Below are 14175 nucleotides of genomic sequence, written 5' to 3'. Positions count from 1 at the left end.
AGGTTCAGTTGAGGGGACAGCGAGATGGCGGCGGAGCTCGGACACGTCACAGTGATCTTCGCCGGGCAGAGCGAATCCTGGGCCAAGTGGATCGACCACCAGATCCGGGCTGCCGGGCAGGCCACGACGCTGGTGCGCTGGAATCCGCTGCGGCGACCGGCCACCGTCGAGGCGCTGAACGACCTGCTGCATGCCCCGGGCCGGATCCTGCTCGTCATCGACGACTGGCACGAACAGCTGGACCGCGACCGTTTCGACGCCTGGGCCGGCGTGCTCAGGCAACTGCTGACGGAGCACGGGGACCGGGTCGCCGCCGTCAGCGTCACCGCCCAGCCGATGCCCTCCGCCGTCATCGCCCTCGCCCCCGTCGAACTGCGCGGCCTCACTCCCGAGGCGGCCCGCGACCGCGTCCTGGACCTCGCGGGCATCGCGGGCCCCGTCGCCCCGGACCTCAGTCGCGGCCCGCGTTTCCCGGACGACCCGCCGGCGGTGTGGGGCGGCGTACCGCGGCGCAACCACCGCTTCGTCGGTCGCTCGGAACTGCTGGAGCAGGTGTACGGAGCGTTCTCAGCGACGGGGCGGGACGGCGCCGCCGTGGCGTTGCGGGGGCCCAGCGGGAACGGCAAGACGCAGCTCGCGATGGAGTACGTCCACCGGTTCGCGGGGGAGTACGACATCGTCTGGTGGATCAGCGCCGCCCAGCGCGTCACCGCCCGCCAGCAGTTCGCCGAGCTCGCCCCGGCCATGGGTGTCCCGGGCACCGGCGACCTGTCGGCCACCATCAAGGCGGTACAGCGTGAGCTCGACGGCACCGCCCGCCCCTGGCTGCTCGTCCTGGACGGGGCCGAGGAGCCCGAGCGACTCGGCGGGCTCGTCCCCGACGGACGCGGACACGTCCTCGTCACCACCCACCGAGGTGAGTGGTCGGCCCACGCCGAGGTCATCGACGTGCCGGCCTTCGCACGCCGGGAGAGTGTCGCGTTCGCCCGGCGGCGCGCCGCGCGGCTCACCGACCATGAGGCGGAGCGGCTCGCCCAGGCGGTGGAGGACATGCCCCTGCTGCTCGACCAGACGGCCGCTTGGCTCCAGCTCAACCCGGGCGTCCCCGTCAACGACTACATACGCGACATCCGGGACGGCAAGCCGGACCGATTCGGCGTCATGGCCTCCGGCCACCACCCGAAGTACGAGATCGCCTGGTCCAAGCTGATCAACACGCTGCGGGAGAGCCACGAACCCGCCTGGCAGCTGCTCAACCTGCTGGTCTGCTTCGCACACGACGTCGTCCCGGTACGCCTGCTGCAGACGGCCCGGCTCGCCGACCTGCCGCCCGAGCTGGCCGAACTGATCGCCGAGCCCAGCAGCTGGAACACCGCGCTGCGCAGGCTCTCCGAGGTCACCTCCATGCGCATCGAGTACGAGCAGGGCCCTCGCATGGACGCTCAGACTGTGGGCACGGTCCGTATGCACCGCCTGTTCCACCGGTTCGTACGGTCCGTGCAGTCGCCTCTCGACGCCGCGCGCTACTCCGCCGCCGCCCGCAGGGTCCTGGTCTCCGCCGACCCGCGCGACTCGGCCTCTGCCGGCAACTGGGCCCGGTACTCCGTGATCATCCCGCACCTGGAGCCGTCGGGTGCCCTGGAGGCCTCCAACCAGGATGTGCGGGACCTCGTGCTGAACTGCATCGAGTACCTGCGGATGCGCGGCGAGTACCACGACGGCTGGGCCTTGAGCCGGCTCGCGGTGGACAACTGGCGGCCCAGGTTCGGCGACACCGACCGGTCGGTCCTCGTCGCCGTCCACCAGCTCGGCAACATGCTGCGCAGACTCGGCCGGTACACCGAGGCGGAGCAGGTCGGCCAGGAGAACCTGCGGCGGCTGCGCGACGCCGACGGGGTCCGCCCCATCGAAGTGATCCGCGCCAAGGACGGTCTCGGCGGCACACTGATGGCGCTCGGCCGCTACACGGAGGCCCGGACCCTGTTCGAGGAGGCCGCCGAGAGCGCCGCGCGGGAGCTCGGCGGAGAGAACGTACCGCGCACCCTCAGCATCCGGAGCAACCTCGCCGTCGCCATCGGCTTACAGGGCCACTACACCGAGGCGCTCGCCCTGCACCGCAGCGTCTTCGAGGCCCGGGTCCAGCTCCTCGGCGGCAAGGACGTCGCCACGCTCAACTCGGCGCTGCGCAGCGCCTGGATGCTGCGGCTGCTCGGCCGTTACCGGGAGGCGATGGCGATCCAGGGCCACAACTCCCGCGTCCACAGCCAGGTCCTCGACCGCAACCACAGCCAGACCCTGCAGGCCGAGCACAACCTCGCGCTGTGCGCCCGCCGGGACGGTGACCTCCAGTTCGCGTACGCCATGATGCGGGGCGTCCGGGAGAAGCTGCTGCGCCGACGCGGCGCTTCGCACCCCGAAACGCTCATGGTCTCCTGCGACTACGCGATGCTGCTGCGGCACATGGAGCGTGCAGCCGAGGCCAGGGAACTCGCCGAGCGAACCGCCGAGCAGTACGCGGAGCTGCTGGGCGAACAGCACCCCTACTGCGTCGGAGCCCGGGACAACGTGGCCACCGTCATGCGGGACATGGGGGACCGGCGCGCCGCTCTGGAGCTGTCCCTCACCACGGTCCGGGAGATGGAGCAGGCCGTCGGACGGGACCATCCATGGGCCATCGGCTGCGCCAAGAACGGGGTGGCCGCCCTCGCCGCCACCGGGGAGACGGACGCCGCGGCGGCTCTTGGCCGGGACGCCGCCGAACGCTCCGCGCGGGCGCTGGGCGACGATCACATCCTCACGATCAGCCTGCGCGCCGGTCTCGCTCTCGACCTGGCCGAACTGGGCCACCGCGCCGAGGCGGAGAAACTGCACAACGACGTCGCCGCCCGGCTCACCGTCCTGCTCGGCCCGGATCACCCGCACACGCAGTACATCCTGGAACGTCACCGGCCCTACTGGGATTTCGAACCGCAGCCGATCTGACACTCCGGACGGCGAAAGGCCCGGCCCCGGGACGCATGTTCCCGGGGCCGGGCCCTGCTACGAGCCGGTGTCAGTGGCTCACGCGTCGAACACCTCACGCACCAGCTGCTCCTGCTCGGCCTGGTGCCGCTTCGCGGAACCGACCGCCGGGGACGAGCTGTGCGGGCGCGAGATGCGGCGCAGGCGCTCGCCGTGCGGGACGTCCGCGCCGACCGCCAGGTCCAGGTGGTCGATCAGGTTGAGCGCGATGAACGGCCAGGCACCCTGGTTCGCCGGCTCCTCCTGGGCCCACAGGTACTTCTCGGCGTTCGGGTACTTCTTGATCTCCGCCTGGAGCTCGGTACCCGGCAGCGGGTACAGGCGCTCGATGCGGATGATCGCCGTGTCCGTGACACCGCGCTTCTGACGCTCGGCCTCCAGGTCGTAGTAGACCTTGCCGGCGCAGAAGACGACCTTCTTGACCGCGGCCGCGTCCACCGTCGGGTCGCCGATGACCGGCTGGAACTGACCGGTCGTGAACTCCTCCGCCTTCGAGGCCGCCGCCTTCAGGCGCAGCATCGACTTCGGGGTGAAGACCACCAGCGGCTTGTGGTGCGGGTTGTGCACCTGCCACCGCAGGAGGTGGAAGTAGTTCGACGGCGACGTCGGCATGGCGACCGTCATGTTGTTCTGGGCGCACATCTGGAGGAAGCGCTCCGGGCGGGCCGAGGAGTGGTCCGGGCCCTGGCCCTCGTAGCCGTGCGGCAGGAGCAGGACGACGCCGGACGTCTGGGCCCACTTCTGCTCGGCCGACGAGATGAACTCGTCCACGACCGTCTGCGCGCCGTTGACGAAGTCGCCGAACTGCGCCTCCCACATCACGAGCGCCTCGGGGCGGGCCAGCGAGTAGCCGTACTCGAAGCCCATCGCCGCGTACTCGGAGAGGAGCGAGTTGTAGACGTTGAGCCGCGCCTGGTCCTCGGAGAGGTACTGAAGCGGCGTGTACTCGTCGCCCGTGCTGCGGTCGATGATGACCGCGTGGCGCTGGCCGAACGTACCGCGCTGCGAGTCCTGGCCGGCCAGACGGACCGGGACGCCCTCCAGGAGGAGGGAGCCGACGGCGAGGGTCTCGCCCATGCCCCAGTCGATCGTGCCGTCCTCGACCATCGACGCCCGGCGCTGGAGCTGCGGCAGCAGACGCGGGTGGACGGTGATGTGGTCGGGGATGTTGACCTGGGACTCGGCGATCCGCTTGACGACCTCCGTGGTCACCGCGGTGTTCACGGCGACCGGGAACTCGGCCTGCGGGTCGGAGGTCTCCACGATCGTCGGCTGCGAGGTGGCCTCGCGGACCTCCGTGAAGACCTTCTCCAGCTGGCCCTGGTAGTCCTGGAGCGCCTGCTCGGCCTCTTCCAGGGTGATGTCGCCGCGACCGATGAGGGACTCGGTGTAGAGCTTGCGCACCGAGCGCTTCTTGTCGATCAGGTCGTACATCAGCGGCTGGGTGAAGGCCGGGTTGTCCGACTCGTTGTGACCGCGGCGGCGGTAGCAGATGAGGTCGATCACCACGTCCTTGTTGAACGCCTGGCGGAACTCGAAGGCCAGCCGGGCCACGCGGACCACGGCCTCCGGGTCGTCGCCGTTCACGTGGAAGATCGGGGCCTCGATCATGCGGGCCACGTCCGTCGCGTACATCGACGAGCGCGAGGACTCGGGGGCCGCGGTGAAGCCGACCTGGTTGTTGATGACGATGTGGACCGTGCCGCCGGTGCGGTAGCCGCGCAGCTGCGACATGTTCAGGGTCTCGGCCACCACGCCCTGGCCCGCGAAGGCCGCGTCGCCGTGGATCGCCACCGGCAGGACCGTGAAGTCCGTGCCGCCCTTGCCGATGATGTCCTGCTTGGCGCGGGAGACGCCCTCCAGGACCGGGTCGACGGCTTCGAGGTGCGACGGGTTCGCGACCAGGGAGACCTTGATCTGCTCGCCGTCGAGGCCCGTGAAGGTGCCCTCGGCACCCAGGTGGTACTTCACGTCGCCGGAGCCGTGCATCGACTTCGGGTCGAGGTTGCCCTCGAACTCGCGGAAGATCTGGGCGTACGACTTGCCGACGATGTTGGCCAGGACGTTCAGACGGCCGCGGTGGGCCATGCCGACGACGACCTCGTCCAGGCGGGACTCCGCAGCGCTGTCGAGGACCGCGTCCAGCAGCGGGATGACGGACTCGCCGCCCTCGAGGGAGAAGCGCTTCTGGCCGACGTACTTCGTCTGGAGGAACGTCTCGAAGGCCTCGGCGGCGTTCAGGCGGCGCAGGATGCGCAGCTGCTCCTCGCGCTCCGGCTTGGAGTGCGGGCGCTCCACCCGGTCCTGGATCCACTTGCGCTGCTTCGGGTCCTGGATGTGCATGAACTCGATGCCGGTGGTGCGGCAGTACGAGTCGCGCAGCACGCCCAGGATGTCGCGCAGCTTCATCATCGACTTGCCGGCGAAGCCGCCGACGGCGAACTCGCGCTCCAGGTCCCACAGAGTGAGCCCGTGCTCGGTGATGTCCAGGTCGGGGTGCTTGCGCTGCTGGTACTCCAGCGGGTCGGTGTCGGCCATGACGTGGCCGCGGACCCGGTAGGAGTGGATCAGCTCGAAGACGCGGGCGGCCTTCGTGACGTCGTCGTCGTGGCTGGCGTCGATGTCCTTGAGCCAGCGGACCGGCTCGTAGGGGATGCGCAGCGCCTCGAAGATCTCGTCGTAGAAGTTGTTCTCGCCGAGCAGGAGGTTCGCGACCTGACGGAGGAACTCGCCGGAGGCGGCGCCCTGGATCACCCGGTGGTCGTAGGTCGACGTGAGCGTCATGACCTTCGAGATGCCGAGCTTGTTCAGGGTGTCCTGGGAGGTGCCCTGGAACTCCGCCGGGTAGTCCATGGAGCCGACGCCCATGATCACGGACTGGCCGGGCATCAGACGCGGCACCGAGTGGACCGTGCCGAGGCCGCCGGGGTTGGTCAGGGAGACCGTGACCCCGGAGAAGTCGTCCATCGTCAGCTTGCCGTCGCGGGCGCGGCGGACGATGTCCTCGTAGGCCTGCCAGAACTCGAAGAAGTTCAGCGTCTCGGCCTTCTTGATCGCCGCGACGACCAGCTGGCGGTCGCCGTTCGGCTTGACCAGGTCGATGGCGAGGCCGAGGTTGACGTGGTCCGGCTTGACCAGGGTCGGCTTGCCGTCCACCTTCGCGAACGAGTAGTTCATCGCCGGCATCGCCTTGATGGCCTGGACCATCGCGTAGCCGATGAGGTGCGTGAAGGAGATCTTCCCGCCACGCGCCCGCTTGAGGTGGTTGTTGATCACGATGCGGTTGTCGAACAGCAGCTTCACCGGGACCGCGCGCACGGACGTGGCCGTGGGCAGCTCCAGGGAGGCGTCCATGTTCTTCGCGACCGCGGCGGCGGGACCGCGCAGCACGACCTGCTCGGGGCCCGAGGGGGCCTCGGCGGCGGGCTCGGCCTTCGGCTTCGCGGCGGCCGGCTTGGCGGCCGGAGCGGCCTTCGCCGGAGCCGGGGCCTGGGCGGGAGCCTGAGCCGGGGCCTGCGCGGCGGGCTTCGCCTGGGCGGGAGCCGGCGCGGCGGCCGCGGGCTTCGGGGCCGCCGGGGCGGGGGCCGCGGCCTGGGCGGGGGCGGCCTGGGCCGCCGGCTGAGCGGTGGTGGTCCCCGCGGCCCCCGCGGCCGCGGTACCCGCCGGAGCCGAGGCGGCAGCCGCCCCCGGCTTGTAGTCGGCGAAGAAGTCCCACCAGGCTCGGTCTACCGAATTCGGGTCCTGGAGGTACTGCTGATAGATCTCGTCGACGAGCCACTCGTTGGCACCGAACGACGCAGCAGGGTTCTTCCCCGCTTGGTCGGTGTCGGTCGAGATGCTCGAGTTACTGGGGGACTGTGGCGACACGGCGGCAACCGCCCTCTTCCGCTTCACAAGATGATGGACAGCGGGAATCAAGGCTACGCCCCCTGGACCGGGTAGGTCAGGTCGGGCCCGTTCAACGTCGCGCAAGTCACATCTTGAAGTGTGTTTCGGGGCTTGAAATGGCGGGAAACAAGCGTGGTTCCGCTTAAAGAGGGAAGGGCGCGGCAGGGCCTCGTGCGCCGACGGCGCGGGCCTGTGCCTGATCACACGTGTCCGTCAGTGCGGACGCCCGTGGATCTTGTGGCTCCGCTTCGAACTTTACGTCAACTTGGCAGAGATGGAAGGCCCGGAAGAGTGACAAGAATCCGGCAACCCCGCTCGGATTCGGCCACTCCGATCCGCCCGCCGTGCAGATCCACCGCCCAGCGCGCGATGGCCAGGCCGAGTCCCGTACCGCCGTCGCTCCCCGGCCCCTGCGGCCGCTTGACGTTGCCGCGGTTGAACCGCTCGAAGACGCGGTGCCACTCGGACTTCGGAATACCGGGGCCCTCGTCCAGAACTTCCAGCTCCAGCGACTCCGGCAGCGCCCCGCGCCGCGCCTTGACCGTCACGCGGCCGTGCGGCGGGCTGTGCTTGACCGCGTTGTCGATGAGGTTGGCCACGACCTGGTGGATGCGCTCCGGGTCGGCGTGCGCGGTCAACTCCGGCGGGTGGACGTCGAGGTGCAGATGGACGTCCGTACGGGTGTGACTGCCCGAGCCGGTGGCGATGCCCGCGCGCACGGAGGCGACCATGTTGGCCTCCTTCAGCACGCCGGACAGGTACGGCCACACCTCGAACCGCCGCTGTTTCAGCGGTACGACGCCGTTGTCCAGGCGGGACAGGTCCAGCAGCGTCTCCACCAGCCGGCCGAGCCGCTCGGTCTGCTTCAGCGCCGTGCGCATCGTCTCCGGGTCGGCCTGCGTGACGCCGTCGACGATGTTCTCCAGCACCGCGCGCAGGCCGGCGATGGGTGTGCGCAGCTCGTGCGAGACGTTCGCCACGAGTTCCTTGCGCTGGCTGTCCTGCGCCTCCAGCTCGTCGGCCATGGCGTTGATCGTCACGGCGAGGTCGCCCAGCTCGTCACGGCGGTTCTCCCGCGTCCGGCGGGTGTAGTCGCCCTGCGAGATGGAACGGGCCACGGCCGTCATCTCGTCCAGCGGCGCGGTGAGCGAATGGGCCACGAACTGCGTAATGAGCAGTGTGGCGATCATCGAGAAGACCGTGATGAAGCGCAGCTCCGTCTTCGTGTGCACCGCGATCACCGACAGGCCCGTGGTGATCAGCACCGAGATGACGACCAGCGCGCCCAGCTTGGTCTTGATCGAGAACGGGCTCACCCCGCCCCAGGGTTCCGGCTCCCCGGGGTTTCTCCGTGCGGCCGGCCCGCCGCTCATGGCGTCGGGGTCTCCAGGGCGTAGCCCACGCCGTGCACCGTACGGATCCGCTCGGCGCCGATCTTCCGGCGCAGCGCCTTGATGTGGCTGTCGACGGTCCGGGTGCCGGAGGCGTCCGCCCAGTCCCAGACCTCGGCCAGCAGCTGCTCGCGGGAGAGCACCGCGCGCGGCGTGTTCGCCAGGCACACCAGCAGGTCGAACTCGGTCGGCGTGAGGTGAACATCCTCACTCCGGACCCGGACCCGGCGCTGCGCGTGGTCGATCTCCAGCTCGCCGAGGCGCAGGATGCCGCTGCGCGGCGTCGCGGCGGCCAGCGCGGCCCGCTCCACGCGGCGCAGCAGCACGTGCACGCGCGCCGCCAGCTCCCGCATCGAGAACGGCTTCGTCATGTAGTCGTCGGCGCCGACGCCGAGCCCGACCAGCATGTCGGTCTCGTCGTCGCGCGCGGTGAGCATCAGCACCGGCACCGGCCGGGCGGCCTGCACGCGCCGGCAGACCTCCAGACCGTCGAAGCCGGGCAGCATGATGTCGAGGATCAGCAGGTCGGGCTGCCAGGCCTCGGCCGTGTCGACGGCGGCCGGACCGTCACCCGCTGTTTGCACGAGGAATCCCTCGGCTCGCAGGCGGGTCGCGATGGCATCCACGATCGTGGCGTCGTCCTCGACGACGAGAACCCGGCGCTGTGCGCCCGGTGTAGCCGTCGCCGAACCGTTGTGGGAGGTGTGTGTCTGCTCCATCGCCCGCCCCTGGGGTGTGCTTTCCGGAATCAGTGGGGTGATTCCTCGGTCTGCGCATGGTTGCGATTGACGCTTGAATGATCGGCGTCAGAGGAGCAGCGTACGGGGAGTCAGCACACCTTTGCTATCCAGGGCTGATGCCGAGGTGTACGACGTCCGGAACGCCCCGGGCAACCGGGATCTCTTCGGTACGCACCTGTTGGAACCCGACATTCCGCAGGGTTTCTTCGAATTCCGGAGAGGGCTGGGCGGACCAGACGGCGAGCACCCCGCCGGGCCTCAACACCCGTACGCAGCTTGCCAGTCCGGCCTCCCCGTAGAGAATTTCGTTGCCCTCCGTGACGGTCCAGCCGGGTCCGTTGTCGATGTCGAGGCACAGGGCGTCGTACGTGGCGGATGTCTCATTGACGTAGGCCACGAGATCGGCTTCGACGATTTCCGTGCGGGGGTCGGCGAGGGCCTCGGCGGAGAACGCGGAGAGCGGGCCGTCGAGGTGCCACTCGACAATCGCGTGCTCGCGTTCCACGACCGTGATCCCTCCCCAGCGCGGGTTCGCCGCCGCGTGGGCGAGGGAGAAGCCGACGCCGAGTCCGCCGATCAGCACGTCCGGGCGGTCCCGGCCGGCCACGGCGTCCAGGGCCGCGTCGACCAGCCGCCGCTCCGAGCGGCCGTCGGAGGTGTCCATCAGGAAGCAGCCGTTCGCGATGATCTCCAGCCGGTCGCCGTGCCGTCGCAGCGCGACCTCGCCGTGCGGGCCCTCGCGACGGTCCAGCACGAGGGGGATGTCGTTCGAGGTGGGCATCCGAGCATCCTGGCAGGTGAGGGGTGCCCGGCGCCAAGCAATACGGAGAGGCCGGCAGGGGACGCGGCGCGCTGCTGTCAGGTTGCTGTGAATCGGCTCTCGCGTGGCGCCCGTCACAGACAGGGGGCGGAGGTACGCGAAGTGTGGGGCATGACGGAAGGAGCGCCCGCCGTGGATCGCACCGCGCCGGCCGACGAGACGGCCACGCCGACGCCGACGGGCGCGCCCGTTCCCGACGTGTCGGCGCTGCTGGACGGGGTGCCGCGGCAGCGGGCCGGCGCCCCGGTGCCGTGCGGGACCGTGGGCCCGGACGTGCGAGAGCCCACCGCGGCGGAGAAGCCTCGGCTTCGGGCACCGCGGGTCTGGCGGCTGCTCCCCACTCCCACGGGTACGCCGTTCACGTTCGGGTACGGGATCGTCCTCTGTCTGACCTCGCTGTTCTCCGCGTACGCGGACCCCGCCCTGGTGCACGCCCTGCTCCAGGGCTCCAGTACGGACGTGGCGCACCTGGTGCGGACGCCGGAGCTGGTGCTGGTCGCCAGCGCGCTGTGGCTCGCGGGCGGGGTGGCCTCGCCGTTCGCGATCGGGTTCGTGCTCGTGCTGACCGCGCTGGAACGGCGGATCGGCGGCCTGCGCACGGCCGGTGTCTTCCTGCTCGGGCACGTCCTCGCCACCCTGGCGACCGAGGTCCCGGTCGGGCTCGCGGTGCTGGCCGGGCGGCTTCCCGAGAGTTCGCTGCACCGCCTCGACTACGGCGTCAGCTTCGGTGTCGCCGCCGGCACCGGCGCCCTGGCCGGGCTGCTGCCGCTCTGGCTGCGCGTGCCGCTGCTGGCCGGCTTCGGCGGGATGCTGCTCCAGGACCTGCTCGCCCTCACCGACCCGATGACGAACTGGGGGCATGTGATCGCCCTGGCCATCGGTGTCGCGACCTGGCCGGTGCTCCGGCGGTGGCGGGGGAGGCGGGCCGGCCCGAGCGGACCGGCCCGGGGCTGAGGGCGAGGGCGTTCAGGTCCGTGGTTCGTGCTTCGCGCTGGTGAGCAGGGCCACGACCTCCCAGCCCAGCGCCTCGTAGAGCCCTCGCCCCGCGGGCGTACCGGCGAGCACACCGGTGTGTGCCCCCTGCCGGACGGCGGCGCTCTGCAGCGTCCGCATGACGAGGCTGCCGAGTCCCTTGCGGCGATGCTCAGGCGCCGTCTCGATCTGGTCGGCGGCGGCGGTGGCGCCGGTCGGGGCGATCTGGCCGCGCGCCGCGAGCGAACCGTCCGGGGCGGCCACCATCACTCGCGTCACCCCACCGCGCGACCAGCTGCGCAGCCGGTAGCCGTCGGGCACGTCCGGAGCGTTCCCCGGCGCCAGCGGGACCGTCATCAGGTAGCCGGGCTCGGGGTCGATCCACCAGCTGTCGTCCAGCCAGCCGGCGACCACCGACGGGTCCCGGAACGCCTTCAGCCACACGCCGGCCCCGGTCACCGCGCCCGCCACCTTGCGCACGGACGTCTCGTCGAGGTCGTCGCCGGTCGCGCCGAACACATGCCGTGTGACGTGCCCGTTCGTCCCCACGTCGATCGTGCGGCCCCACGGCTCGGTCACGGGCGGAGCCGCCCCGCGCGACACGACCCATCCGTCCACCCACGCCTGCACGGTCCTGTCCACGCCGCCCCCTGGTAATAGGCACTAACCGCATTGATCTGTTACGTCGCTGACTCTACGGCCCCGATCGCCCCTGGCGTCACGGTCGATCGCTCACAGCGAACGACGGGTGGGGAACATCCGGCGGCTCCCGTGCATTGAGTCGGCATAGCTCAACTTGACTGCCGAAGGGGAGATCATGGCTTCGACGTCCACACCGCTCACCCTGCCCGTGCTGCCGCTCGACGACGAGGTCGTCCTGCCCGGGATGGTGGTCCCGCTGGACCTGAGCGACTCCGAGGTCCGTGCCGCGGTGGAGGCCGCCCAGGCCGCTGCTCGGACAACGCCCGGAAAGCCCCGGGTACTCCTGGTGCCACGCATCGACGGCACGTACGCCGGCACCGGTGTCCTCGGCACCGTCGAGCAGGTGGGCCGGCTGGCCGACGGCGATCCGGGCGCGCTGATCCGCGGCCGGGGCCGGGTGAGGATCGGTGCGGGGACCACGGGTCCCGGCGCGGCCCTCTGGGTCGAGGGCACCCGCGTCGACGAGACCGTCCCGGAGCCGCTGCCCGGGCAGGTCGCCGAACTGGTCAAGGAGTACAAGGCCCTCGCCACCGCCTGGCTGCGCAAGCGCGGTGCCTGGCAGGTCGTCGACCGGGTCCAGGCCATCGACGACGTCTCGGCGCTCGCCGACAACTCCGGCTACTCGCCGTTCCTGACCACCGATCAGAAGGTCGAGCTGCTGGAGACCGCCGACCCGGTCGCCCGGCTGAAGCTCGCGACCCAGCAGCTGCGCGACCACCTCGCCGAGCAGGACGTGGCCGAGTCCATCGCCAAGGACGTCCAGGAGGGCGTCGACAAGCAGCAGCGCGAGTTCCTGCTTCGGCGTCAGCTGGAAGCGGTCCGCAAGGAGCTGCGCGAGCTGAACGGCGAGCAGGAGGGCGAGGAGTCCGACGACTACCGCTCCCGGGTGGAGGCCGCCGACCTGCCCGAGAAGGTCCGGGAGGCCGCGCTCAAGGAGGTCGACAAGCTGGAGCGGTCCTCCGACCAGTCGCCCGAGGGCTCGTGGATCCGCACCTGGCTCGACACGGTCCTGGAGATGCCGTGGAACGAGCGCACCGAGGACGCGTACGACATCCAGGGCGCCCAGGCCGTCCTGGACGCCGAGCACTCCGGCCTTCAGGACGTGAAGGAGCGGATCACCGAGTACCTGGCGGTGCGCAAGCGGCGTACCGAACGGGGTCTGGGCGTGGTCGGCGGGCGGCGCGGCGGTGCCGTGCTCGCGCTCGTCGGGCCGCCCGGCGTCGGCAAGACCAGCCTGGGCGAGTCCGTCGCCCACGCGATGGGGCGCAAGTTCGTGCGCGTCGCCCTCGGCGGCGTCCGCGACGAGGCCGAGATCCGCGGTCACCGGCGTACGTACGTCGGTGCCCTGCCCGGCCGGGTCGTCCGCGCCATCAAGGAGGCCGGGTCGATGAACCCGGTCGTGCTGCTCGACGAGATCGACAAGGTGGGCTCGGACTTCCGGGGCGACCCGGCCGCGGCCCTGCTCGAAGTGCTCGACCCGGCGCAGAACCACACCTTCCGGGACCACTACCTGGAGGTCGAGCTGGACCTCTCGGACGTGGTCTTCCTCGCGACCGCCAACGTCCTGGAGGCGATCCCGGAGGCGCTGGCCGACCGGATGGAGATCGTCCGCCTGGACGGCTACACCGAGGACGAGAAGGTCGTCATCGCCCGCGACCACCTGCTCCCGCGTCAGCTGGAGCGGGCCGGGCTCGACAAGGAAGAGGTGGCCATCGACGAGGGCGCGCTGCGCAAGCTCGCCGGTGAGTACACGCGCGAGGCGGGCGTGCGCAACCTGGAGCGGTCGATCGCACGGCTGCTGCGCAAGGTCGCGGCCCAGCACGAACTGGGCGAGCGGGAGCTGCCGTTCACCGTCCGGGACGAGGACCTGCGCTCTCTGATCGGACGGCCGCACCACGTGCCCGAGTCCGCCCAGGACCCGGCCGAGCGCCGCACGGCGGTGCCGGGCGTGGCGACGGGCCTCGCGGTGACGGGCGCAGGCGGTGACGTGCTGTACGTCGAGGCGTCGCTGGCCGACCCGGAGACGGGCGCGGCCGGGCTGACCCTGACCGGTCAGCTGGGGGACGTGATGAAGGAGTCCGCGCAGATCGCGCTGAGCTTCCTGCGCTCCCGCGGTGCCGAGCTGGAACTGCCGGTGGGTGATCTGAAGGACCGGGGCGTGCACATCCACTTCCCGGCGGGCGCGGTGCCCAAGGACGGCCCCAGCGCCGGCGTCACGATGACCACGGCCCTCGCCTCGCTGCTGTCCGGCCGTCTGGTCCGCACGGACGTGGCGATGACCGGCGAGGTCTCGCTGACCGGCCGGGTCCTGCCGATCGGCGGCGTGAAGCAGAAGCTGCTGGCGGCCCACCGCGCCGGGGTCACCACCGTGATCATCCCCAAGCGCAACGAACCCGACCTTGACGACGTCCCGGCGGAGGTGCTGGACAAGCTCGACGTCCACGCCGTCACCGACGTCCGCCAGGTCCTGGAGCTGGCGCTCGCGCCCGCCACCGCGGATGCGGCGCCGGAGGTTCCGGTGGCCGCGTGACGGAGGCCACCGGATGAGGGAAGGCCCGGGTCCCGTGAGGGAGACCCGGGCCTTCACCGTGTGGCGGCCCTGTGGACGCGCGCCCCGTGACCTGCGGAATACTTGCCGAGC

Annotated in this window: 8 protein-coding genes; 3 read left to right on the top strand and 5 right to left on the bottom strand. The window is 70.9% G+C overall.

What is annotated here, in order from left to right; all coding sequences use genetic code 11:
* The first annotated feature begins 24 nt into the window (after window positions 1-24).
* Window positions 25-2982: an FxSxx-COOH system tetratricopeptide repeat protein gene (fxsT, locus tag MQE23_RS14890; RefSeq protein ID WP_243379364.1), complete on the top strand. Its 2958-nt coding sequence runs from the start codon at window positions 25-27 to the stop codon at window positions 2980-2982.
* A gap of 78 nt (window positions 2983-3060) precedes the next feature.
* Here the strand turns inward: fxsT and MQE23_RS14885 are convergent, their stop codons facing one another.
* The 4 genes from MQE23_RS14885 to MQE23_RS14870 all read right to left on the bottom strand — a co-directional run bounded on the left by MQE23_RS14885 (window position 3061) and on the right by MQE23_RS14870 (window position 9821).
* Window positions 3061-6888, bottom strand: a complete 3828-nt coding sequence (locus MQE23_RS14885; RefSeq protein ID WP_243379363.1) for a multifunctional oxoglutarate decarboxylase/oxoglutarate dehydrogenase thiamine pyrophosphate-binding subunit/dihydrolipoyllysine-residue succinyltransferase subunit — start codon at window positions 6886-6888, stop codon at window positions 3061-3063.
* A 281-nt stretch (window positions 6889-7169) separates the two neighbouring features.
* Window positions 7170-8282 carry a HAMP domain-containing sensor histidine kinase gene (locus MQE23_RS14880; RefSeq protein WP_037672852.1) on the bottom strand — a complete coding sequence of 371 codons (1113 nt, stop codon included), beginning with the start codon at window positions 8280-8282 and terminating at the stop codon, window positions 7170-7172.
* On the bottom strand, window positions 8279-9019 hold the full coding sequence (locus MQE23_RS14875) for a response regulator transcription factor (RefSeq protein WP_010040369.1): 741 nt from the start codon (window positions 9017-9019) through the stop codon (window positions 8279-8281). Before MQE23_RS14875 ends, MQE23_RS14880 begins: the two co-directional genes overlap by 4 nt.
* A gap of 124 nt (window positions 9020-9143) precedes the next feature.
* Window positions 9144-9821 (bottom strand): spermidine synthase, encoded by a 678-nt coding sequence (locus tag MQE23_RS14870; RefSeq protein ID WP_243379362.1) that lies wholly within the window; start codon window positions 9819-9821, stop codon window positions 9144-9146.
* A 171-nt stretch (window positions 9822-9992) separates the two neighbouring features.
* Here MQE23_RS14870 and MQE23_RS14865 point away from each other — a divergent pair, with 171 nt between their 5' ends.
* Window positions 9993-10814 carry a rhomboid-like protein gene (locus tag MQE23_RS14865; RefSeq protein ID WP_037672855.1) on the top strand — a complete coding sequence of 274 codons (822 nt, stop codon included), beginning with the start codon at window positions 9993-9995 and terminating at the stop codon, window positions 10812-10814.
* 12 nt (window positions 10815-10826) lie between these two features.
* On the opposite strand, the gene MQE23_RS14860 is transcribed toward MQE23_RS14865, so the two are convergent.
* On the bottom strand, window positions 10827-11474 hold the full coding sequence (locus MQE23_RS14860; protein WP_243379361.1) for a GNAT family N-acetyltransferase: 648 nt from the start codon (window positions 11472-11474) through the stop codon (window positions 10827-10829).
* 175 nt (window positions 11475-11649) lie between these two features.
* On the opposite strand from MQE23_RS14860, the gene lon reads away from it, so the two are divergent.
* Entirely contained in the window at window positions 11650-14064 is a 2415-nt protein-coding gene (gene lon / locus MQE23_RS14855; protein ID WP_243379360.1) for an endopeptidase La, read from the top strand.
* The last annotated feature ends 111 nt before the right edge of the window (window positions 14065-14175 follow it).

The sequence above is a fragment of the Streptomyces sp. HP-A2021 genome, from assembly GCF_022807935.1.
GTDB lineage: Bacteria > Actinomycetota > Actinomycetes > Streptomycetales > Streptomycetaceae > Streptomyces > Streptomyces afghaniensis.
This window is presented reverse-complemented; position numbering and strand designations above follow the sequence as displayed.